Annotated in this window: 27 protein-coding genes; all 27 read right to left on the reverse strand. The window is 47.6% G+C overall.

Annotated features, from left to right (window positions below; all coding sequences use genetic code 11):
• Nucleotide 1 precedes the first annotated feature (1 nt).
• The 27 genes from DESAC_RS08200 to DESAC_RS16775 all read right to left on the reverse strand — a co-directional run bounded on the left by DESAC_RS08200 (nt 2) and on the right by DESAC_RS16775 (nt 21,490).
• A complete protein-coding gene (locus DESAC_RS08200; protein ID WP_013706606.1) occupies nt 2-1,174 on the reverse strand; it encodes a carboxylate--amine ligase in 1,173 nt (390 codons plus the stop codon).
• Nucleotides 1,175-1,179: 5 nt separating this feature from the next.
• Nucleotides 1,180-1,890, reverse strand: a complete 711-nt coding sequence (locus DESAC_RS08205; RefSeq protein ID WP_013706607.1) for a PHP domain-containing protein — start codon at nt 1,888-1,890, stop codon at nt 1,180-1,182.
• Nucleotides 1,874-2,572 carry a class I SAM-dependent methyltransferase gene (locus tag DESAC_RS08210; RefSeq protein WP_148231208.1) on the reverse strand — a complete coding sequence of 233 codons (699 nt, stop codon included), beginning with the start codon at nt 2,570-2,572 and terminating at the stop codon, nt 1,874-1,876. Before DESAC_RS08210 ends, DESAC_RS08205 begins: the two co-directional genes overlap by 17 nt.
• Nucleotides 2,573-2,866: 294 nt before the next feature.
• Complete coding sequence (locus tag DESAC_RS16990; protein ID WP_013706609.1) at nt 2,867-3,046, reverse strand: type II toxin-antitoxin system HicA family toxin; 180 nt, start codon at nt 3,044-3,046, stop codon at nt 2,867-2,869.
• The gene (locus DESAC_RS08220) at nt 3,043-3,231 is read right to left on the reverse strand and encodes a type II toxin-antitoxin system HicB family antitoxin (protein ID WP_013706610.1); all 189 of its coding nucleotides are present in this window, start codon (nt 3,229-3,231) and stop codon (nt 3,043-3,045) included. The genes DESAC_RS16990 and DESAC_RS08220 overlap by 4 nt, the downstream gene beginning before the upstream one ends.
• Before the next feature lie 155 nt (nt 3,232-3,386).
• Nucleotides 3,387-4,313, reverse strand: a complete 927-nt coding sequence (locus tag DESAC_RS08225; RefSeq protein WP_013706611.1) for a class I SAM-dependent methyltransferase — start codon at nt 4,311-4,313, stop codon at nt 3,387-3,389.
• A 36-nt stretch (nt 4,314-4,349) separates the two neighbouring features.
• Nucleotides 4,350-5,237, reverse strand: a complete 888-nt coding sequence (locus DESAC_RS08230; protein ID WP_013706612.1) for a glycosyltransferase family 2 protein — start codon at nt 5,235-5,237, stop codon at nt 4,350-4,352.
• A gap of 3 nt (nt 5,238-5,240) precedes the next feature.
• Nucleotides 5,241-6,458, reverse strand: coding sequence for a glycosyltransferase (locus DESAC_RS08235; RefSeq protein ID WP_013706613.1), 1,218 nt, complete (start codon nt 6,456-6,458; stop codon nt 5,241-5,243).
• Complete coding sequence (locus DESAC_RS08240; RefSeq protein ID WP_148231210.1) at nt 6,455-7,996, reverse strand: hypothetical protein; 1,542 nt, start codon at nt 7,994-7,996, stop codon at nt 6,455-6,457. The genes DESAC_RS08235 and DESAC_RS08240 overlap by 4 nt, the downstream gene beginning before the upstream one ends.
• 62 nt (nt 7,997-8,058) lie before the next feature.
• Entirely contained in the window at nt 8,059-8,994 is a 936-nt protein-coding gene (locus DESAC_RS08245) for a CgeB family protein (RefSeq protein ID WP_169311518.1), read from the reverse strand.
• Between the two features lie 229 nt (nt 8,995-9,223).
• Nucleotides 9,224-9,952 (reverse strand): class I SAM-dependent DNA methyltransferase, encoded by a 729-nt coding sequence (locus tag DESAC_RS08250; RefSeq protein WP_013706616.1) that lies wholly within the window; start codon nt 9,950-9,952, stop codon nt 9,224-9,226.
• A 7-nt stretch (nt 9,953-9,959) separates the two neighbouring features.
• Entirely contained in the window at nt 9,960-11,096 is a 1,137-nt protein-coding gene (locus DESAC_RS08255; RefSeq protein WP_013706617.1) for a glycosyltransferase, read from the reverse strand.
• 195 nt (nt 11,097-11,291) lie between these two features.
• Nucleotides 11,292-12,143 (reverse strand): class I SAM-dependent methyltransferase, encoded by an 852-nt coding sequence (locus DESAC_RS15260; RefSeq protein ID WP_013706618.1) that lies wholly within the window; start codon nt 12,141-12,143, stop codon nt 11,292-11,294.
• A 37-nt stretch (nt 12,144-12,180) separates the two neighbouring features.
• Nucleotides 12,181-12,663 carry a class I SAM-dependent methyltransferase gene (locus DESAC_RS08270; RefSeq protein WP_083800245.1) on the reverse strand — a complete coding sequence of 161 codons (483 nt, stop codon included), beginning with the start codon at nt 12,661-12,663 and terminating at the stop codon, nt 12,181-12,183.
• 534 nt (nt 12,664-13,197) lie between these two features.
• Nucleotides 13,198-14,679: an oligosaccharide flippase family protein gene (locus tag DESAC_RS08275; RefSeq protein ID WP_013706619.1), complete on the reverse strand. Its 1,482-nt coding sequence runs from the start codon at nt 14,677-14,679 to the stop codon at nt 13,198-13,200.
• 52 nt (nt 14,680-14,731) lie between these two features.
• The gene (locus tag DESAC_RS08280; RefSeq protein WP_237671392.1) at nt 14,732-15,868 is read right to left on the reverse strand and encodes a glycosyltransferase family 9 protein; all 1,137 of its coding nucleotides are present in this window, start codon (nt 15,866-15,868) and stop codon (nt 14,732-14,734) included.
• A 143-nt stretch (nt 15,869-16,011) separates the two neighbouring features.
• Complete coding sequence (gene asnB, locus DESAC_RS08285; RefSeq protein ID WP_013706621.1) at nt 16,012-17,841, reverse strand: asparagine synthase (glutamine-hydrolyzing); 1,830 nt, start codon at nt 17,839-17,841, stop codon at nt 16,012-16,014.
• A 174-nt stretch (nt 17,842-18,015) separates the two neighbouring features.
• Nucleotides 18,016-18,462 carry a type II toxin-antitoxin system VapC family toxin gene (locus DESAC_RS08290; protein WP_013706622.1) on the reverse strand — a complete coding sequence of 149 codons (447 nt, stop codon included), beginning with the start codon at nt 18,460-18,462 and terminating at the stop codon, nt 18,016-18,018.
• Nucleotides 18,459-18,704: a hypothetical protein gene (locus tag DESAC_RS08295; RefSeq protein ID WP_013706623.1), complete on the reverse strand. Its 246-nt coding sequence runs from the start codon at nt 18,702-18,704 to the stop codon at nt 18,459-18,461. Before DESAC_RS08295 ends, DESAC_RS08290 begins: the two co-directional genes overlap by 4 nt.
• A 293-nt stretch (nt 18,705-18,997) precedes the next feature.
• Nucleotides 18,998-19,264 (reverse strand): type II toxin-antitoxin system RelE family toxin, encoded by a 267-nt coding sequence (locus DESAC_RS08300; protein WP_013706625.1) that lies wholly within the window; start codon nt 19,262-19,264, stop codon nt 18,998-19,000.
• Complete coding sequence (locus DESAC_RS08305; RefSeq protein WP_013706626.1) at nt 19,261-19,482, reverse strand: hypothetical protein; 222 nt, start codon at nt 19,480-19,482, stop codon at nt 19,261-19,263. The genes DESAC_RS08300 and DESAC_RS08305 overlap by 4 nt, the downstream gene beginning before the upstream one ends.
• Before the next feature lie 268 nt (nt 19,483-19,750).
• A complete protein-coding gene (locus DESAC_RS08315) occupies nt 19,751-20,047 on the reverse strand; it encodes a hypothetical protein (protein ID WP_013706628.1) in 297 nt (98 codons plus the stop codon).
• A gap of 93 nt (nt 20,048-20,140) precedes the next feature.
• Nucleotides 20,141-20,398, reverse strand: a complete 258-nt coding sequence (locus DESAC_RS08320) for a type II toxin-antitoxin system RelE/ParE family toxin (protein WP_013706629.1) — start codon at nt 20,396-20,398, stop codon at nt 20,141-20,143.
• On the reverse strand, nt 20,395-20,637 hold the full coding sequence (locus DESAC_RS08325) for a hypothetical protein (RefSeq protein ID WP_013706630.1): 243 nt from the start codon (nt 20,635-20,637) through the stop codon (nt 20,395-20,397). The genes DESAC_RS08320 and DESAC_RS08325 overlap by 4 nt, the downstream gene beginning before the upstream one ends.
• On the reverse strand, nt 20,624-20,857 hold the full coding sequence (locus tag DESAC_RS08330) for a type II toxin-antitoxin system HicB family antitoxin (RefSeq protein ID WP_013706631.1): 234 nt from the start codon (nt 20,855-20,857) through the stop codon (nt 20,624-20,626). Before DESAC_RS08330 ends, DESAC_RS08325 begins: the two co-directional genes overlap by 14 nt.
• Before the next feature lie 154 nt (nt 20,858-21,011).
• A complete protein-coding gene (locus tag DESAC_RS16770; protein ID WP_258164910.1) occupies nt 21,012-21,140 on the reverse strand; it encodes a hypothetical protein in 129 nt (42 codons plus the stop codon).
• 221 nt (nt 21,141-21,361) lie between these two features.
• Entirely contained in the window at nt 21,362-21,490 is a 129-nt protein-coding gene (locus DESAC_RS16775; RefSeq protein ID WP_258164911.1) for a hypothetical protein, read from the reverse strand.
• Nucleotides 21,491-22,063: the final 573 nt, after the last annotated feature.

Consider the following 22,063-nt stretch of genomic DNA (forward strand, 5'->3'; position numbering starts at 1 on the left):
GTCAGCGGTCAGAGCAGAGGTATTTCTTCCAAAAAGTCTTATCAGTTAAAGAAGTCAAGACCGAACAGAACATCCCCCAGAGCGGCCCCGGGTCATCCCAGGAAAGCAGGTCATAGTAAAGGTTTTCGCCTCGGAATTGAAAAAAGCTGGGATTAAGCTGCCAGCGTTTAGGGTTGGCCAAGAAGTGCAGAAAATCTCCCGGCAGCAGCCAGCGGCACCGCACACCCAGACGATAGCCGTTAACCGGTTCGATGTCGCCATCTAGGACCAGCCGGTAAAGGAGATAAGGGAAATCCACCCCGGAAGCGATGGGTAAGGCTATGGAGCCCCAGAATTTGGGGTTGATCTCCATAAGCTTGGGCTGTCCATCTCTTGGGTCACTTTTAAACTCCACCATAGCCACCCCATACCATCCCATGGCCTGAAGCAATCGAATCCCCATATTTACCAATTCTGGGTTGGAGACGCTTTCTCTCAAAGTGCTCGGGCCGCCGTTGAGGGGATACTCCCGCAGGCGGCGGTGGACGAAGGTGGCACGGGGTTCGGCGCGCTGGTTTAGCAAAACCTCCACCCCCAAGGCCTCACCTCCGGAAGGAATATACTCCTGTACGAGATAGTCCTCAAACCGTGTTATGCGCTGATAGCTGGACTGCAGGTCTTTCATGGTTCGGATGTAAAGCAAACCTCGGGAGCCTGAACTCCGCCGGGGTTTGAGAACTACCGGTAACGACCAAGTTCTATAAACTTCCTCCAGGGTTGCAAAGCTTTCCAGTCTCGCCGTTTTTGGACAAGGTATCCCCAGAGATTCGGCCAAACTAATGGTTTCGTACTTATCCCGGGCCAAGCCATACACAGCATGTGGAACCGTCGGCACCCGCACGTATTTACCAAGTTCTTCACCACATTTGGTTACTACATCCAGTGTGCGCTCGTCGATGGCGAAAAGTATATCAAAGACCCCTTTTCGGGCTTGGGATAGCAGCCAATCCCGGAATCTTTCTGGCTGGTTTTCAGGAGATGGGTAAACCAGGGCCTGACGGCAATATTTGGAGAAGAAGCCCATACTGAAGCGCTGGTCATCTCCGGCGATGACCGGAATCCCGCGGCGGCCCAGGGCCCGGATAATCGGCACTGCCTTGCGCTGCTTGGCGTCGGTGACTAATACGGTAGCCATAGTCCTTACGGTAAATTTGACCGTTCGCACCTGAGCATGAGCTGACGCAGACCTTTTCTGATAAAGCGATTCATGAAGATTCTTCCGAGACGGGAGGGCCGTCGCCCAAAGATTTTAGCAGTTCGTAAGCTATCCAGGAAGGAAGCTGGAGAATCGAACTCCGACATCTCTACGTAAGCCCGTCCCACCTCCCAGGGGGTGTGGGCATCGCTGCCCGCCCCTTGCAAAGCCCCTACCTCCCTAGCCAGTTGCGCCGCCTGCCGGTTGGCCGCTGGATTTAGCAGGCGCCCATTAAATACCTCGATGATGTCAATGCCCGGCAGGATGCGTCTTAAGTTCGCCTCAGCCCAGTTTCGACTGCCGGTGTTTTTAAAAGGATGGGGAAGATAGGTCAAACCCCCCTGGTCCCTGATGGCGGCAATGGTGTCTTCCGGCGTTAGTTCCGGCGGAATGGCCTGACGCAAGAACAGACCAATGATCTCGCCCTCGGTAGTCATCACCTCTTCGCCAGAAATAAGACGAACACCCTGAACTTCCTGCCAACGTTGGCCCAATGCCAGAGCATTATGATCAGTAAGGGCGGCGGCGTTCAGACCCAGCCGCTTCATAGCCCGGATTATCGCGGCTAAGGGAGCAGCCGCGTCCTTGGAAACCAGGGTATGGACATGCAGGTCGATTTTGATCTTAGTAATATCAGTATCACTTCTTACAGGCAAAGACCGCCAGGGAAAAATATACCTGGGGAAAACGCCGGATCGTCATGACTTCGGCCAATTTGAGAATCAGGTAGCCGAGATATTTTTTAAGACTGCCCGCGCTAGGGGGTTCCATATCCCAGGCTAGCGGTTTAAGCCCGGCTCGCTCCAGGCAGCGACGCAAAGCTTTTTGGGAAAAGTGGTAGAGGTGTACCCCAGGATCAAACCCTCGCTTATAAAGTTTTCCCAATGGACCACTGATCCAATCCAGGTTGGGGACCTTGATATACATAACCCCTCCGGGCTTCAACCATTGAGCCGTGTGGGAAAGAACTTGATGGGGGGGGGTAGGTATGTGTTCTAAAACATCCCGAAAGGTAATGGCGTCAAAGAAATTCTCAGGGAAAGACAAAGTCCCTAATTCTCCGATTTGGCAGGTTATTCCACGACTCTCACAAATATCGACCAAGCCGGGATGGATTTCGATGCCCTGCACGCGCCATCCCCGTTCCCGCATAAAATTCAGAAAATCTCCCCTCCCACAGCCGATATCCAAGATATTCCCGGTTTTCCCAAGCATCGATGCCAATTTTTTTGAGGTCCAGGAATAAACTTCAATATCTTGGTCGGGGGGATTATAAGAAGGCTTGCAATAAAAATCATCCTTCACATAATATTCTTGAGTCTTTTCAAAGTGTGGCATGGGATCATTAAATCCCAAATGGCAATCAGGGCAGTAGGCTATCCGAAAACTACCTATCCCGGTCACTATATTCCAGCCTATCTGGCACTCTGGGAACTTACAAATCGGACAGGGAATGCCAGGATCGATTATCAATTAATTGTCCTCCAAAATCTGGTTGAAAAACTAAGAAAAGTGGTCAACAAATAATTTATAAATCTAAACCAGATAACGGGTCTGGCCGGTAAGCGCCATCACCTGATGCCTTTATCCCTTACCGGGAAATAGTGGGTTATGAGTAAAATCTTCATAGTGTCAAACTATATCGAGATACTTTTTTATATGCCGTACCAGGGTTTCCTCAATTTCGGTATGGCGGGGGACCGGTTGTTTTTTCCCATTTTTATGGTTGAGATAGATATCATGTTTAGAGCCATGACGGGAAAGGACGCACCCAGATCTTTCCAATTGACTGATGAATTCTTGCCGTTTCACAGGGAAATTTCTTGAACTTCATAATGTTCCGGCACATCGTCAAAAAACATCAGGAAATAGGCATCCTTGATATTGTAAAACAGTTCTTCCAGGGTCTCGCCTTGGGTCATAATCTCCGGATGCTCCAGGATCTTGCCCAGATAGAATTTTTCCGCCTTCCAATAAATTACCGTCAGCTTCGGCACCGCCCGCCCTCCGAAATTGCTATAATTATCTATGAATCCTGAAAATAGCATAACTTGAGTTGCCTCTGGCTGCAACAATTCTAACCATTAAGCACCAGCACCTCATGCCGCCGACCCGACTTCAGGCGGGAAAAAGGGACTGATCAAAAGAATCTTCATGGTAATTGACTGTTTTTGGGACTGGCCCATAGATTATGCATTATTCCGGTGCCAGTTAGATTACAGATTTTAAGTGGCAAATATTGCAAAACTTTAACGCCAAAATTAACCGCATTACGCTTAAAACCTGTTAGCTTTAGTTTATTACTTAAACTAAAATATGGTATTCTACTTAGATAGATATGCCTCTGAATCTCAAAACCGGTTCTGGACAAAAGTGCTTTTAGCCCAAGTTTCGAAAAATGGATTAAATGCTCTGGAACCCATAAACAGCCATTGTCTTTATCCCTTAATATTTTTACGAAAATTGAGTTTACATTAGGGACCGCAATTGCTAAAATCCCTCCTGGTTTTATAATTTCTCTAATTTTTACTAAAAAATCGTACGGCTTTTCAATATGCTCTAAAACTTGGCTCAGAATAACCAAATCAAATTTCTCGCCCTGAAGATCGAGGTCTTCAAAAAAAGCAGGTATAGGACTAAAACCATTCATCTCTGCAAAAACTTGGTTTTCCCACTTACCAGGGTTGATCGACTTGACCTTAAAACCTGACTGGAGTGCGGCACGACTAAAAAACCCAAAACCAGAACCGATATCTATTGCATATTGTTGATTATTTCTTCCCCCCCCCATATAATTTATGGCCCAACTGACTAACCTTTCCGAATCTACTGTGGCATTTGGATATTCTTCCTCACGTCTGAGCACCTCTGGATAAGAAATTGGCTCCGAAAGTCCATGGCCCGAACGTGCATAAACTGAGGCGAGGAATTTTTTAGTGGGTTGAGGGTTCATAAACCCAGTTTGGCAGGTAGAACATTTCCAAAGGTCATATATTACTCCAGATTTCTCTTTTTTTAACCAAAACCCAATGGCTTGGCCACCGCACGCTGGACAGCAGCTAATTTTCTCTTTAAACATTTCTCCACCTAAAACCGGCGATTATAAATCGATGTCTCAACCATTGTTACATGGCGAAGTCCCTGAATGTGAATTGCGTTTCTTGAGTTCCAAATATTTAGCATCAACCAGAAACGGATACCATAGCCCATGCAAAAAACAATAGATCAACCCTTCTTTGCCATCCAGGAAGCCCAATTGCACGATATAACGATAAAAGAAATAAAACAGGGGGCGGATAAAGAGCGGCATCCTAACCCATATCTTCTCCCGTAACCAAATCTTAAACTTATGCTCTATTTTTCTTTGGTTGGTGGCCGCGGCTTCATTTGTAAGACCGGCTTTATTGTCCAACCTTACTAATTCGTGGGACTCCATAATAGCATAGTTATTATGTTTAGCTATCCAGTAGGTTAAGCCTCTGGCATCTTCATGGCGCATTGGGTAATTTAAATAACCCAATTCACCCTGAACAGTTGCATACTCCCAGGCTCCTCTTTTCAGTATTCGGGCTTGCTGCTTTTTGATCAACCTTAAGATATAATCGGCCTTATAGCCCCCATGTTTAAGCCATCTCCCCAAAAAGTAAAAGTTTCTTTTAATATAATAGCCCTGCACTGAAGGATTAGCTTTACCAGCTAAGGTTTCAGAGATTTCTTGACACAATTCCGGAGTTAGGCGCTCGTCGGCATCCAGGAATAACACCCAGTCCGTTTTTAGGGGCAGGTTATCCAAGGCCCAGTTGCGTTGATCCGCCCAATGCACCCACGCATTCTGATAAATCTTCTCGGTGTATGCTCGGGCGATGTTTAGGGTCTGATCGGTGCTGAAGGAATCCACAATGAAGATCTCATCGGTCAGGTCCTTAGCGCTCTGCAGGCAGGCCCGGATGTTGACTTCTTCGTTATAAGTGAGGATGATCACCGAAACTGGAGCTTTTGCCATATTTCACCTGCCCTCAACTTGGCTATCTGACCAATTAAGCCCCGGTCTGCGCCGCCCGGTGAGAATATCCTCGTAGGCGGTCGCCATTTGTTGGGCCACAATATCTATGTCATAGCGCCGCCGGGCCGCAGCCGCGGCCGCCTGCCCCATCGCCTTTAGCCGGGCAGGGTCAGATAACATCTGCTTCAGGCCCTGAGCAATGGCCTCGACTTTTAAGGGCACTACCAGCCCCGCACCATCGGCTTGCACCTCCCGGCAGATGCCCACGTGCTCCGAGACCAGCACCGGCACCCCGGCCAGCATAGCCTCCACCACCGCGTTGCCGAAGTTCTCGTTGCTGCTTACCAGGGCCATCAAATCGCTGGCTGCCAGGAGATTGCGGCGACCCACAGCATCTACCGGCCCCAAGAACTTTACGTGGGAATTGAGGCCGCTTGACTCCGCCAAATTTTTAAGAGAGATTTCCGCCCCGGCGTCAGGTCCGGCCAACAGTAACACCAACTCTTTCCCATTCAGGCCAATTTCAGACATGCCCTTCATGAGCAGGTCGAGGTTTTTAATCTGGTGCAACCGCCCCAAAAACGTAACGACCTGAGTTTGCGGGTTGAGGCCAAAGTTAGCCTTAGCCGCAATCTTTTCCGGCAATTCCTGGAATTCCTGCACTTCTAAACCATTGGGCACGATAAAACTGGGGACCGGGAAACGGTGGAAGGCATCCAACTCCCGTTCCATGGCAGTGGTGTAATGAAGCGCCGCCGCCCCCCTGACATTCCTTTTCTCAATAGCCCAGAAATATATCCACTTCTTCCAAGCTTTGTGCTGTAGGGCCGCCTTCCGCAATGTGCCGTGTACCGACACCAGGTAGGGCATTTCTTGTTGCCGGGCGGCAACCCCGGCGGGAATCCCCGGATAGCACCAAAAGGCAGTCAAATGCATCAGGTCAAAATTTTTGATCAGCCGCCGGCAAGCCTGGCCTAAACTCCGGGAATAGGCAAACTTGAGGAAAAAATCGGTCTTGAAATAATAAACCGTTACTCCACCAACATCCACCGGCCGGTTCACCGGTACATCCAGCCGCCGATCCATGCCGCTGTCTGTAGTAAAGACCGTCACCTCGTGCCCCAGCCTGGCCAACCCCCGGCAGAGCTGACTGACGCTTCTAACCACACCGCCCAAATGCCAGGCGGGTTCATAAAAACCTGTAATATGGAGAATTTTCATGCTGGCGGTTGACGATAAATAGCCTTTTTGGAGCTAACGGATGGCCGATTAAGCAATAGGTAACACAGATAAATTAACAGGACAAAGGAATACAGCACCACCAGGCACCTGCTGGTCACAAAAAATAAGGAGGTGTAAGAAGATTCAAATGCACCCCTGAGAGGGGTAATCAGATATATATAAAATAGCGCGGCATAGGCTCCCACCTGCCCCTCTTTGCCGATGAGCCAGGTACGCACCACTTTGAGAAATATCCCCATGACCAACATACCGACAAAGAGGGCGAGCACGCCGCCGAAGCGATAGAGATCAGCGATTGGGGTGAGCGCCGGAAAGGAATAGATACTGAGCGGCTGTCCCCAATAGATATAGCCGAAATATTTCCCCCTCTCCATCATAATGGGTTTTTCCGGATAGAACAACCTGGGGACCAGCATCCAGAAAAGATCATCGGGGATGTTGTTGTCAATGCCAAAGGCTCGTTCTAGGGCTTTGGCCTGCGGCCCGGCGGAGAGCACCACAATCAGGGTATCTAAACCCGGCAAGCGATTAATCAAAATCTCATAGGCAAAATCAACGTTTTCGGAAACATTAGAATTCAGAGTTTTTACAATCGCTTCAGAGAAATTATCGATCCGTTTAGATGCGGTTTCGTGCGACCTGCTCCCGTAATTTTTGTATGCGACAAGACGGTAATTAGTGCTGATTACCAATACCAGGGGGAGCAGAATGATCGGGACGGCCAAAGCTTTGAGCAGAGTAGAGCGGCTTAAACCTCGTCCCCGGGCAAACTGCCAGGCCCCTAGAAAGTACATAATATGCATTAACAGGGCATACCGACTGCCGCTGGTCAATAAAAAGGCGGCCGTGATCACCGCCATGAACAGTAGAGGGAGTTTCAGCCGAGGGGCCGCGGCCGGGTGGCGAAAATAGAGAAAGGCCATCAGGAAAAAGCAGTAATAACCTATACAGGATAGTTGACGCCAGGTCGTCTCATGCTCCCTTTCATAAAAGCCGCTCCAGGTGGCCGCCAAAACATAGATCAGCAGATAGCCGCCCAGGAAAAGCGCCAGGAGCAGTCCCCGGCTCTCGCCCGGGTCAAGGGGAAAGTGCGGCGGGGCGGGCAGCATCTGTCCCAGGCGCTCTCCCAGGCGCAGCCAATACCCTAAAGCCAGGGCCAGGTAAGCTAGCAACACCAGCAATAGGGCCATTAACTGGTACTGCGGCAAATACAATGGGCAACTGGACTGCCCCTCGGGCCAGCCATGGAAAAGCAGGTAAAGACTTTTGATAACATAATTGGGAAATAAGTAAGCCAGGACCGCAAAGCTGATGGGATGAAACAAATCCACCTGGCCGTCTACCCAACCGCGTAGCAAAGGATAGAGGAACAGGGCGGCGAGGAGGGCCGTAAGAAACAAGGATAGAGACAGCGTGGCCGCTCCCTGCTCTGGCAGAAACGGGAAAAAGCAGAGAAACAGGGCCCCTCCCAAAAGCGCGGCATACCCCGGACTTTTGATGGCGGGAGTTGAGCCCATGCAATTTCCCTGGGTCTTGGTTACTAGACGCGGCCTGGGTTTATGTGGGCCGGGTCTTTGATTCATGTGGCCATTTCCTGGTCTGTTATGGGTTGGGCTGCACCAGGTTGAGGTATGCTGTCATCTTGGCAGGACTTGGATTGGTTCTTGTCCGCGGCAATTATCCGCAGCATGGTTTCCAGGCGTCGGTGGTAGGTGTGTTCGCTCTGGGCCCGGCGGTAGCCGGCGGCGGCGATCGCGGCCCGCTCCTCAGGCCGGTTCAGGTAATAAGGGACCAGTTCCCGCAGTTCCTGCAAGTTGCGGTAGACCACTACCTCCTGGCCAGGAACAAAGTATTGTGCCAGCACCGACGAATCGCTGATGAGCTGAAACCCCCCGCAGCCGCAGGCCTCAAAGGCCCGTTTGTTCAAACCTCTTATTGCGGCATAATGCATGTTGTTGAGGACAATAGCGGCGGCGTTAAAGGCCTTGGACTTCTCCAACTCCCCGACATAACGGTGTTGATGAAAGCGGCGCACCGGGCTGGTTATCGTCCGGCCGGGAGATGCCCCCCAGATCTTGACGTCATAGTCCAGTAACTGCTCGAACACCTTGACCCGGACACCGTAGAGGTTCCCGGCGGTAGTGATGTCGCAGCCGTAAAATTCTTTTTCTTCCGGGGTGAGGCGGACCTGCCGGTGCCAGCCGGGATAGCAGGCCAGGGGTAAGAGATGGGCATTCAACTCCAGGTTGTGGAAAAATTCTACAATGTATTCATCTGTAAAAAAAAGATAATCCCAGGGGGCGGTGAAGATATACTGCCGGTCAAAATTGATCATGGCGTCCGGGCACCATACCGCGGTGATGGGAGTCCGAGCCGGCCCCTTTTTAAAATTGCTCACTACGTCAGGAGGGATATCCCAAATGGTGGATAAGACGAGCTCCGGCTCAAACCTATTCAGCTCATGCAAGGCCTTTCGGAAGATCACCACTTCCAATTCCGGTATTGCCTTAATCAAAAGCCTTTCCAGGGACCTGATTCTGAAAGAATTTTTGGTGTAAAGGGAGTCAGGAAGCCATCCAGACAGAAGACCACGATCTGGATTAATGCTCATGACCTGGTGGCCCATGTCCATAAAGGCCGTTATGATACATTTGGCAAATGAATCAGTGTGTATTGGACCAATTACAGCACAACGCATTTATACCTCAATAAAGGATTATTTTCCCAAAGGTTAATCTAAAAAACTACTTTTTGTTAACCGCCATGATGTTTTGGGTAAAGATATGCCGGTCACGCCAACCGCCAGTCTCCACCGCCTGGTAGAACCAGAGGCAGCCCTTGATCACATGCCACAACAGAAAGCGAATGGTAGATTTTACTCCGTGAGGCAAAGGCGCAACTTCATAAAAACTCATCTCGGCAAACCCTGCAGCCCGCAGCACCTGAGCCAGGCTATGGCGGGTGAAGCAGACCTCGTGGGTGAAATCACCATAGAAGTATCTACCTGCGAACGGCCCCTCACCGTTCGGGGTCCGAAGCAGGAAGAGCCCCCCAGGGTGTAAAGCGGTGTATACTTGGTCCAAGATCTCCATGACTTCTGCTTTGGTGAAATGTTCCAGCACATCGAAGGCGGTGATAACATTATACCTTTCTTGAGAAGTAGCCAGAAAATTGCGCAGATCGCCTTGAATGACCTGGTTCAGACCCAGTTCACGGGCCAAAGCCACCTGTTCCGGAGAGGCGTCGACGCCAGCGAGATTTCGATAGCCTGCCTGCTGGCAGGCATAGAGAAACGGCCCACAGCCGCACCCCAGATCCAGAATGCTGAGGCCTTTATCAGGCGGGAGAAATTTATCAATAATACTTCGGCGGTAGTAATCGCTTAATCCTTGCAGGGACTGCGCCGTTAAAGCTGTCTCCCCCGCTAAATTCAACGTCTGATAATTACGGTAAAATCTTTCTCTTAATTCCATAACTAAATTATTTGCTTGAGCTTTTTATTAATTGAGCGATAAAATCCATCACCGGGGCAAATTGAGTTTCATAATTAAATTGCTGTAAATAACTTTCTCTGGCCCTCTTCTTGATATGGGGATCTCTTTCTAACCGGTTTAAAAGATATCTCACAGATTTTGCTAAATCTTCAGGGGTTTCTTCTCTATAAGCTTCTCCCACATCCAATGGGCCGATAATTTCCCTAATGGCAGTCTTGCCGGGGTAAATGACCGGGACTCCCATGGCTAAATATTCGAACAGTTTCCCAGGAGCCGCATAGATGGAATTGAGACTTTTCGGTCGATAAAGCAACAATCCTATATCGGCGGCGGCGATATAAGAAAACAATTCCTCTGGACTCACTCGATCCAGCAACAATAGACGATGCTCAACCCCGTTTGTCTTGGCAAGATTTTGTAATGAAGCCTTATAATCTGGTTGACCGTGACCCAATAAAACTAATACAACTTCCTCAGGTAGGTCGATAAGCGCCCTTACCATTTCCGCATGACAGTGGCCATCTGAGATAATTCCTTGATAAAGAAGGATTTTCTTTTTTTGATTTTTGCACTGAGATAATATTTTGGGAATTCTTGTGGGAATCTCCAACCCGCTAAGAGGACAATTGGTTACCACAAACGAGGGAGTGTTATCCAGGTGTGCAAATTTTCGGAAAAGGCGTAAGCGGTTTTTTTCCACATCAATTATAGCATCGGCTTTTTTCGATAATATTTTTTCTAACAGTTTGTAAAAATAATGAAATGACAATTTCTTGGGGAGATCTGAAAGAGTGTAATATTCATTTACATAATAAAGCAAAGGAATCTTAAATAATTTTGCTGAAATAAATCCAATAAAAAAGGACACCGGGTAATAAACAATTAGCACTTCGGGCCGATAATTTTCAATAAATTTAAATACCGAGAGACAGAATTCCCAATAGTCTCTCCCTTTCTGAATAGCCGATAAATTAGCAAACTCGTTAAAATCGAGACGTTTAGGGCCGATTTTTATTATTTTTACGGGGGAAGGGTAATTTCCTTTAGTTTCGAATGCGTCCTTGCAAAGAACCAATACTTGGTAGGTTTTTGCCAGGGTTTTGCTAGCCCACATTGTCGGCATACAATAGTCCGGATGGACCCAGGTTATAATACCTATCATTGAAGTTTCTTCAACCTATCTGTTACCTTCTTGTAGCATTATTGTGCTAAAAATTATAGTGCCTTAGGAAATCACTTATAAAAAAGCCAGTTAAAAACGTTAAGAAGTAAACTAACTTCATTGAATTTTTACAAGAATACCACTCTTTAACCTGCTTTATCTCTTACCAAGTACCATCCCTTGAACTGTTAAATAAAAAAAAGGATTTTGGGCTATTTTAGTTCCGTGCAATAGCTTTAAGATTAATTGCTTGAGCAAAGACCAGGCAAGGTCAGACCCTTTCAATATCTTACATGGATAAGGACCTGTAACGGAAGTTAAAATGTCAGCAGGGTGAATTGTGCTGTTAGAATAATATTCATTAAAGTATTCGCGTAGATTTTCAATAAGAATGTTATATTTTTCAGGCCCGATTTCTGAGTCACCTCGCAAGTCTAGATCTATAGTAAGTAGCAATATTCCTTTAGGCTTAAGAACACGGGCCATTTCAGATATGGTTTGTTCAAATTTAGGAATATGCTCCAGTACGCTGATACAATATATGATATCGGCTTCAGCATTTGAAAACGGCAAATTAGTTCCATTCGTTAGCTTAAATTCTATTTTGCCTGGTTTATGTGGAATCAATTCAACCGCATTGTTCAAATCCTTTTCACATATTGGGTCAATGTCGACACAGATAACTTGATATCCTAAGCGGGCGACAGAAAATGGAAAAAAGGTTACCCCACTACCTAAATCTATGACCAGAGGCAAAGTTGTTCCAAAATCCTCCCGCCTTGATTTCAAATGATGATAAACATATGGATATTCCCAAACCCTACTCCACGTATGTAGTGGATCACGAGGCCATCTATATTCAGCACTACGAAATCTGTTTTCATAGGCTAAAAATACTTCTTGTTCTCTTTCCAAAAAAGAGAACAGATTTCGCCATTCAGATGTTTTGAGATCCGATAATGAAGCGAGCCCACATCTTTCAAATGGGTGTTTCCGGCTAGCAATCATGAGAAATTATCTTTAGGGAAAGATTCTCCCGATTCGTTCAGGCTTTCCTGGCCAAGACGGTCAGGACAAAGGAACCTTGGTTATAAAGGTTGTCGCCACAGAAATACCTTAATAAACTGATAAAGATTTTTTTATATAACTTCCGAAAAAGACTAATATTTATTTTAGGATCACCGTTGCGGGCCACCGAGGGCTGCTTGTGTTCCCAAAAATGTTCGATATACATATCCTGGCTTAACAAGATTTCAGAGAGATTACGCAAATTGAAATAATTAAGGTGTTCTAAATCAACGCGAAACCCTACCCAGGAATGCCCAATCTTGTTATATTCTTCCGCATTGAGAACAGATATGAGAAGCCTGGCGTCAGGATTTAAAACTTGCGAAATATCATCAATTAATTTTTTGGGGTTAACTAAATGTTCCAATACTTGAAAGAGACAGACTATGTCATATTTTTTTGATAAATCCAAAAATTTTGTTGCTGGTATATTCTTTCCTGCCAGATGTTGCGGAGCAATACTATCGAGTTCAACTCAAAAAGGAATACCCCCTCCATAGCTAATTAAGTCTAAAAAATTGCCGAATGAACAACCAATTTCACAAACAACATGATTTCTTATTGCTCCCGTATTCAGTAAAATTGAAATAAAGGGGTTAGTATAGTATTGTAATGTTCTTCTCAATATACTATTTTTGCCTAAATGACAATTTTTAAAAAGACAATAATCATTGTAGAAGTTATTAATATCAGCTTCGAGAGGAATATCGGCTAGGTATACCATTTTGCAAATCGAACAACTATGAACTATGAAACCATCCGGCCTTCTGATGATAGGAACCGGCTCATCGGACTGGCAAACCGGGCAGCAGCGATGACATGTGGCTGCCATATTCCAATAAGGTTTGCGAGCAGCCGACACAGTCTCTGGCAATGGAGGCAGTTTTAGAATCATCCTGATAAATTTAAAGCGTCGCCATGTGCCTGAGGTTGAGGGAGTGTTGCGAATTCTTATGGGCGATCGGCCCTAGCTGCATTTCTTGATAAACCTTCATCAGGTTATTTCTGGCACGGACCGGCCGGAGCAAAATATTTCCAAGACTTTCTGCTTCCCCTGTAGCGGTAAAACGTGCCAGCCATATAAACCTGTAATAATAGCTGTGAACAAAGCCAAAACGGCAGCCAGGATTTGTGATATATGCCCGCTCCCGAAAGCGAGTAAGAAAAGAATTCCCGTTAAGCCGGATAAGACGAAGGAATATTGCACGCTACTCCGGCCTAATGACCTCCATACGAAAAGCAACAGGCAAATGGTCAGAAAAAAGTAAGCCAGAAAATAAGCCAGGGCCAGTCCCATAGCACCCTTGGAGGGCACCAAAAAAACCACAGTTGGCAAGAGGACCAGAGCCCATGCCATGTTAAGGGAAAACCCCACCCATATTTTGCCAGAACTGATCAAAGCCTGTCCCACCGTTGAACCGGCCACGTGCATGATGGTCACGCAAACCAGCAGGGCCAGGATTAAATGGCCTTCTTGAAACTGAGTACCATAGAGAGCCATGAGCCAGGGACTAAGCCCGATGAGGAGAGAACCCAGAGGAAGAGAAAGACCCCAGATGGTCCTTAAATTAGCGTTGATCGCTCGGACGAAAGAGCCCTCGTTTTGCCCGTGAATTTCGGAAAGCAGGGGCAAAGTAACCATACCTATAATATTGGGTAAAAACATGATAAACATCCGAAACTGGTTAGCGGCGTTGAAAAGCCCTAGTTCGGCATAGCCGTTCGGCTGGTTCACCAGAATGGCATTGGCGGCCCAAGTAACCTGTGATACCATGCTCCCCGATAACACTGCGGGTAAGGAGAAATCCCATAGGACCCGGCGCTCAGCCCAGCTGTCCCGATAGCTGACCCGAAGAGCGGAAGCGGCACATTCATTTCGCAAGGTCAAGGACGAGAAAACTACCCCCGCCAAGGCAGAAGCGATCAAAGAGAGCACTGCGCCCAGCAATCCGAGGAAATATACTAAGATTAAAGTTATTGGAAGCGTGAATAATCCCTGCCAGAAATTAATGCGGGCGATGGCCCGGAAGGCCTGAAAGCCGAAGAGACTGCCCGTCTGAACCCCCAGAAGGGCCGAAACCAGAAGGATGGGTGCTCCTACCTGCAACATGAGGGCCAGGTGCGGGGCATTCATCGTCTTCCGGGCTAAAAATGGCGCCAGAGATAGGCAAACCAGGGTCATCAGGCCACCGGTGACCAAAGCCGCCAGATTTGAGAGGGCTATAATGCGGCCAGCCCGGTCCGGGGCGTTGGCCTTGAGCTCGGCCACATACTTGGTAGTAGTGAGACCAAGGCCGAAGCCTGCAAAAGTGCCCAAAAGCCCGATTGTGCTCTGGATCATGCCCAACTCTCCAAAAACCTCTTTCCCCAGCAGACGGGCAATGACCACTGCTGTTATCAGGGAAAAGAGCCTGGTCGCCACTAAACCAAGTAGGCTCCAAAAAAACCCTTGTGCGAAACGTTGTAGAAGATCCATGTTAATTCAGCAAGCCCGATGGTATATATTAAGTCTATTTGATAAGCGAACCTCATGCTAGGAAAAATTGGGAGATATACTGGGATGCAGGCTCAATTGAAGACATCCTATTGTTACAAAGAAGTTGGCGATTGTGCCTTCTCAAATGGTCCAGCACCGCGGCATACACTTCCTCAACTGTGATAGCCTTCATGCAGGTAAGATGGTCGCAATCCTCCTGGAAGCAGAGTTCGCAGGGCACGGATTTTCTCAGGATGACGGCGTTATCCGAGCAAGGTTCCCACATAACCGGAAATTGGCGGGCGCTGAACAGGGCGACAATAGGGGTGCCCACCAAGGCGGCCAGGTGCATGGGACCGGTGTCCAGGGTAACCTGGACATGGCAGCGGGACAACAGCGCCGTAGTTTCCAACAGGGACGTTTGCCCGGCAGCGATAAATTTATCACCAGGAAAGGTGTGGGCGAATTCCTGGAGCTGGTCTTTTTCCGCCGGCCCTCCAAAAAGGATAAACACCGGCTGGCAGGTGGCCTGGAGGCGGCGGCCCAACTCGGTGAAATTGGCCAGAGGCCACTGATTAGCCTGAGCCTTGGCCCGGGTTTGCAGGCCGATAACCGGCCGGGAGCCATTTTGAAAATAGGGCTCAAGGAGGCGGTCGGCCATCTGCTGGCAAGGCATGGGAAGCTGAATCTGATATCTTTTCAAAGAATTAATTCCGGTACGCTGGAGCAGAAGCAGGAGACGTTCCACCTCATTATGAGGCGGCCGATAATCGTGCAGGCGGCGGTTATCCATGAACGGGAAATGGTGCGCCAGGGTGAAGCCCCAGGCCCCTTTGACCCCCAGGAGGCGGGCAAAAAGCAAGTCCCTGAACGTTCGCCGGAGATCGGTGCGCTCCTGAGGGAAGAGCAGGAAAAGATCAAACCGGCGCTGGCGCAAGTTCCGGAGTAGATTTTTCCGGAAGGAAAGGTCGGCAAAGTCTTCGCGATAAAAGGTGATGATCTCGTCTACCAGCCCTTGCCTCTCCAGGACCTCCCGGGCTTCGGGCAAACCCCGCGGCCCCGGTGAGGTGAGCAGGGTTAGATGGGCCAAAGGGAAATTATAGCGCACTGCGGCCAGGGCCGGCAAGGCGCAGGCCGTATCGCCGACGTTGCCGGTGCGCAGGATTAACACCCTCCCTGGATGATTCATCAAGCGATCAATTGTTTTTCCGGTATGTGGGAAAAATGCCTTTCTCAAAGTTTCAAGACCGAAATTAGCAATGTCTTGAATGAGTTTGGCTATTTTTAATGAAACACTTGCCTGCAAGACAAATGACCACCTTTTAATGGAGATCAGCTTAAATTAGACATTTCAGCTATAATTAATGCCCACGGTCTGGTCCAAGATACTATTCCCGCGGCGAAGTCCTGCCAGACTTGCCGTGCGGCCGGAGTATTAGTTTGAGAAGTAGCCTGCCAGAAACTAGCTTTTTGTTTCAGCCATTCGCCAATGGGGAAAGTGAAAGTCATCTTGGGGCGATAAACTAGGGTCTGGGGCAAGAACTGGCTCAGAGCCTGGGTGAGCAGCACCTTGGGCACCTTAGGATTAATACGTTCTTTAGGTCTGATAGCCAATACAGTGCTGATAAGCAAAGGGTCCAGGAAGGGGACCCGGGTTTCCAGGGAGTGGGCCATGGACATGCAATCCGTGTCCTTCAGAAGCTGGTTCTGCAGATACCCATGGATTTCCCATCGGGAAAGCATATCTACGGGATGGTAAGTGCCCATTTGATGAGAATGGCCATCGCCGTTCAAGGGTTGCATTGATGTAGCTAGACGCTGCACTTCCTTAATCGTGGCATCCGTGAGTTGGGCCACTTCTGCTGGGGAGAATAATCCACGGAGCATAAGGTAAAGTCCCAGAGATCGGTCTAGACCGAGAAACGCCAGCTTCTGCCATTTGCCGGGGAGGCAACAGGTCAAGCCATTGAGGCTCCTCAGGCAAAAACCCAACTTGCTTATCTTACTTAATAAACAAGCACGTTTAAAATGGGGGTAACCGCAAAAGACCTCGTCGCCGCCGGTGCCGGCCAGTACTGCCTTCAAACCGGCCTTTTTAGCCATCAGGGAGACGAAATAAGTGTTCACCCCATCAATGCTGGGTTGGTCCATGGCTTGAAATACCTTAGGCATTTCCTCTTGAAATAACTCTGACGTGACGGTTAGTTCCCGGTGATCGGTGTGATACCGCCCCGCAATGAGTTGTTGATATTTTTGTTCGGAATACTCGGCTTCATCAAAAATAATCGACAGAGTGGTAAGCCTCGACTTCTTGGCAGTGGCCCCCAAGGCCACCAGAGCCGAAGAATCGATGCCGCCGCTGAGAAACAGACCGATGGGGGCATCAGAAATAAGGTGTTGGGCCACAGTCTCCTGTAACAAATGGCGCATCTCATCGGCTGAGATGGTCTTTTCCTCCCCAATACCATCGGTCCAGAGGTCGTAATAACAATGCATACTTATATGGCCGTTTTCCACCAGCAGAAAATGACCTGCTGGAATCCCAAGAACCCCCTTTACTGTCGTCATTGGAATGGGAACAGAGCCGAAAAGCAGGAAGACGATAAGAGCGTCATGGTTTTTGTGGGGTTGAAAAAGACCCGACTTGGACAGGGCACGCACTTCCGAGGCAAAGGCAATCTTATCCTGGTCCTGGTAGTAGTAGAGGGGCTTAATGCCGAAGCGGTCCTTTACCAGGTAGAGTTTGTGACAGTGGCCATCCCATAGGCCAAAAGCAAACATGCCCCGGAAGCGCCGGAAGGCGTCGATCCCCCATTCTTCATAGGCATGAATGATTACCTCGGTGTCAGATTGGCTGCGGAAGATATGGCCTAAGCCCAACAATTCTTCTCTCAAGAGTTGGTAATTATAGATTTCTCCATTATAGGTAATCCAAATCGAGCCGTCCTCGTTGCTCATGGGTTGGTGGCCAGCGGAAGAAAGGTCGATAATTGATAGCCGCCGGTGTCCAAAGCCCACCCTGCTGTTGGGGCTCTGCCAGATACCCTCGTCATCGGGGCCGCGATGCGCCTGGGCCTGGTTCATTCTTTCCAGGGCGAATCTGGTACCCTCCTGAGAAGGAGCATCATTGCAGAGATAGTATATCCCAGCTATACCACACATATTATTTATTTCTTACTTTCATATAATTACCCAACAACGATCACCTATTTTCATAATACTTCGAATAATATGGGATAGGTTATTGGTAATAGGTAATAGGTGATGGGTGATGGGATAAAAACAGGTTATGGGTTATGGGTTTTGGGTTATGGGTTTTGCAGGTAGGTTTTATTTTTACACTGAAAAAGTTTGCAGGTCCTTTGCTTGTGCTGCCTCGATGAGAAATATATCTGCGGCCACGAATAAATCCAGGGGCGATTTCCTGGCCGCCGTCAGGGCTGAGGCAAGTTGCAAGGCATCTAACGTGCGCAACCGTCTTGTCACCACTATGGTCTTTAACAGGTCAGCCGCCTGCATTTTGACTGCATGATCCACCTCAATAATTTCATATCCAGCAAAATCCCTTATAAAACAGTCCAGAACCGCTTCAAAAACGTCACGATCAATAAGGCCCATCCTTACCTTGGTTGCCAAAGCAGAGGTAATTTCTATAAAGGACAAATCGGAAATAACAATACAGGTATCGGCGGCAGAAATGAGATGTTCCAGTGCTTCTGTCCCCTTTTCCTGATGATACAGTTTAACCAGGGCGCTGGTATCAAAAAAATATCTCCGGATCAAACTCTATCCTCGCGCTCTCTGATAATATCGGCGCTTAAGTCACCGGGGATAGAAGCTAACAGTTTTCTGGCTCTGAGGAAAGAACTTGGTGCACTAGGAGCTTTCGTAAGTTCCGGCAATTCGATTCTGACCGTGATTGTATAGCCTTTCATCTGGAGCAATTTTTCCTTTATATCGTCAGGGACAGAAAGATGGCCATCCTGTAAGAGTTCGGCAGTGTATTCTATTTTGCTAGTGCTCACTTCATCCTCCTGAAAAAACACTTTTATTATACCGTACCTTTTGCCGGGGCTGATCTCAAGGGGAAAGGGGATGTAAAAATAGGTTATGAATAATAGGTAATAGGTAATAGGTTATAGGTTATGGGATAAAAACAGGTTATAGGTTATGGGTTATGGGTTATGGGATAAAAACAGGTTATGGGTTATGGGTCATGGGTTATGGGGAAAAATCAGGTAATGGGTCATAGGTCGGAGGTTATGGGTGAATAATAATTCGCTGATTTTCCAATAAATTAAGTAAAAAACGAAGGGCTTCATTGGTTAGGATAAGCCCGGCGCCGGGGTTTCACGGCAAGGATAATAATTAATTGATGAGTATCGTCAATTTTGAATATCAAGCGCCAATCTCCGACGCGGGATTTTCGCATACCTTCCCCCATTTTAATTGGTCCTGATATCCGGCGGTCATAAGGGTCGACGGCAAGCTCACGAATTCGCTCGCGTATACGCTTGGCGGTGGCTTTATCCAATCCTTTTATTTCTTTGGCCGCTTTCCGGGCGATGTGCGCAGTGTAGCTCATCCCCCGAGTTCTTGGTCTAATTCTTCTACGGTCAGGTATTCCCCCTGTCTAACCGCAACTTCTCTCTCCTTCAGATCAGTTAGCTCTTCCGGGGTGAGGGGTAAATCATCGTCGTGCCTCTCATACAGCATATCTACAATGACTTTGAGCAAGTCCGCATCCGGACCGTGGATTATGGTCTTTACCTTAAATAAAAGATCATCAAGTATTGGCTCCATGCCACATTTCCTTTTAGTAATCAGATAACTAATAACGCGCCGACATAACAGGATAAAACCTTTTTGGTGTTCTCTGGAAGGATTATACTCTTTTTTCTGGCAGATTAGCAAGCGGGGCAGGAACCCTTTAGTTTTTTTACTTTACCACTTAGGAAGGGATCAGTCTTAATCTGCTCTCCAAAGGCTATATTCTCAATAGGTTGTCTAACTTCCTCATCCAAGACGGTAAGTTCTTTCAGGAAGGTTCTGGTATATTTAATCCGCCAGATCATTGACTTTTTTCAGCCAGATAACTCTGATAAGTTTTTCTTCCTTCCTCACCTTCGAAAACTGTATCATTCTCTACCGCGGCCAGCATATTTCCCAGGAGAGAATCCTCCATGAATTCCAGGAGAGCTTCGGGAGTTGTATCTAAAATCTTGGCAAGGGTAAAAATAGATATGTGCCAGTCTTCTTCCAAGCGAATTATTCCGCCTGGTTGTTCTTTCTGCAGATAATTTTTGAGCTTATCTGGATTTACTCCAAGTACTTCGGCAGAAGTCTTCAAATCCATGGTTAATTGCATTAATTTTTCTCTTATAAAAAAATAGGTTATGGGATAAAAACAGGTTATGGGTTATAGGTTATGGGTTATGGGGGAAAATCGGATTGCTTCAATTTATATTTGATCAACGATCTTGTGAGGACCGACACTGAGGAAAACCAAGTATTCCCCTTCTATCTCAAAAAGCACGCGGTAGTCCATGGTAATGCTCAATTCCCAGAGATTTTCCCTGCCCTTGATTTTATGTATTCTTAAAGAGGGATGGCGAGTATTCCCCATGAGCAAAGAGATTTTTTGTTTGAAACGATACCGTATTTCTTTGGGCAGATCCTGATAATCTTTTTTAAACTTATCCGTGCGGCGGATTTTCACCGGCTTTCCAGGTCTTGTAAAAAGTCGTTGACCTTTTCAAAATCTCGGAACCGGTTTTCAGCCAAATCCTCTTTTGCCTCGCGATACCGGGCTTGCCAGGCTTCCGTCATAAACCAGGATTGATCCTGCTCTTCTCGCCGCCATTGCAGGTAGGCGATAAATTCCATTAAATCCGGCAAATCATCCTCTGCTATAAGTTCGATAGCCTGTTTGATAACATCTTTACTAACAGCAGCCATATGGGGATTCCTTGAAGTGGTCGGTGGTAAGATCCTCAACCGGGACATGAGCCTGGGCCCGTTGGTTTAAAACCTCCAGGCAACCTGAGATGGCATCTTTAATATTCGCAATGGCTTCTTCTTCCGTGTCTCCCTGGGAGTGGCACCCTAGAAGGGCTGGGCAGCTCATAACGAAGCCACCATCTTCGGGATCAGGTTTTAAAATAACTTTAAATATCACCGGAGTCTGCTCAATTCTTCAATGGCCTTGGCGTAGTCCTTGGCCAACCGGAGTCTGTAAGAGGTTATGGGTTATGGGAAATAAACATTAGGCCATCAAGATTGGCGATAGTGTTTGGTGATGGCGAGAATTTCTTCTTTAAGGGGTCTTGGCTTCATGGTTTATAGACGGACGAAGTTTTTAAACCCTCCTCAAGATCAGCCAGAAATTCCGGGGAATATCCTTCTTGTTGAAAAGCTGCGATGATATCATCAACACTTTGGGTGGCATCGAATTCTTCCAAGGCGATTTTCTCTCTTGATGATGATCATCAATTTTGAATATAACGCGCCAATCTCCGACTCGGGATTTTCGCATCCCTTACCCCATTTTGATGGGACCTGATATCCGCTGATCATACTCAGGCAGGTGCAGGCAAATATCCCCCAGGGGAGGGATAGAATAGCCTTTGGCAATGCTGAAAAATACCCAATCTTCGATTGCCTCCAGGAGATAACGCCGACACTATTCCAAAGTGTCGCCCGTGGCCCATACACCCTCCAGGCCAGGGACCTCCCCATAATAGGGGTGAGGATCATCAATGATTTCGTAATGGGCCTTTTCCAAAGCTCGTTCGAGATATTTTACCAACATGGGTTATGACTCGTTCTAGTTCTATAACTTGAGTTCTTCCGGTATCTTACTAAGAAAATATAGTTTCCGGTTGTTGGTCAAAAATTAACTTCTGTACAGGCTAGAAAGCCTGTGCCACCGGCAAGTGATTTTCATGGTTTGCGAATGACTTTTAGGTCATGGAAATTACCATTCTCTACAAAATGAATGACCAGCCGTTTTTTCTGTCGGTTCGCCCTTCAAGAAAACCGGTGAGGTTAAAAGACTCGCTGCTACGGCTAAAGTGATAAAAACACTTTGACCCGGATAGCCCAGGTGGTTAGGTATTGCGGAGTTGGGAAGTTTATGGGATCAGGGGCCGGATGCCGGCGGGATTGACTATCGGGCCGCAGCCGACTGATTGATTTCAGTACACACCAATGGCCCGTCGATTACATCCTGCCATCCCCGATTTTGCAATATATTCGCTTGGTTATTGCACTTTTAGGGGGTGTGGGCGGCTTACGGCAACCGTGCCCTCGCTGGCACCATGTATCAGTAATTAATTTTACTAGGCTCCAAACGGTGTGTCAAGTTTTTTTGATGATGGGTTTA

This window comes from Desulfobacca acetoxidans DSM 11109 (genome assembly GCF_000195295.1).
Taxonomy (GTDB): Bacteria; Desulfobacterota; Desulfobaccia; order Desulfobaccales; family Desulfobaccaceae; genus Desulfobacca; species Desulfobacca acetoxidans.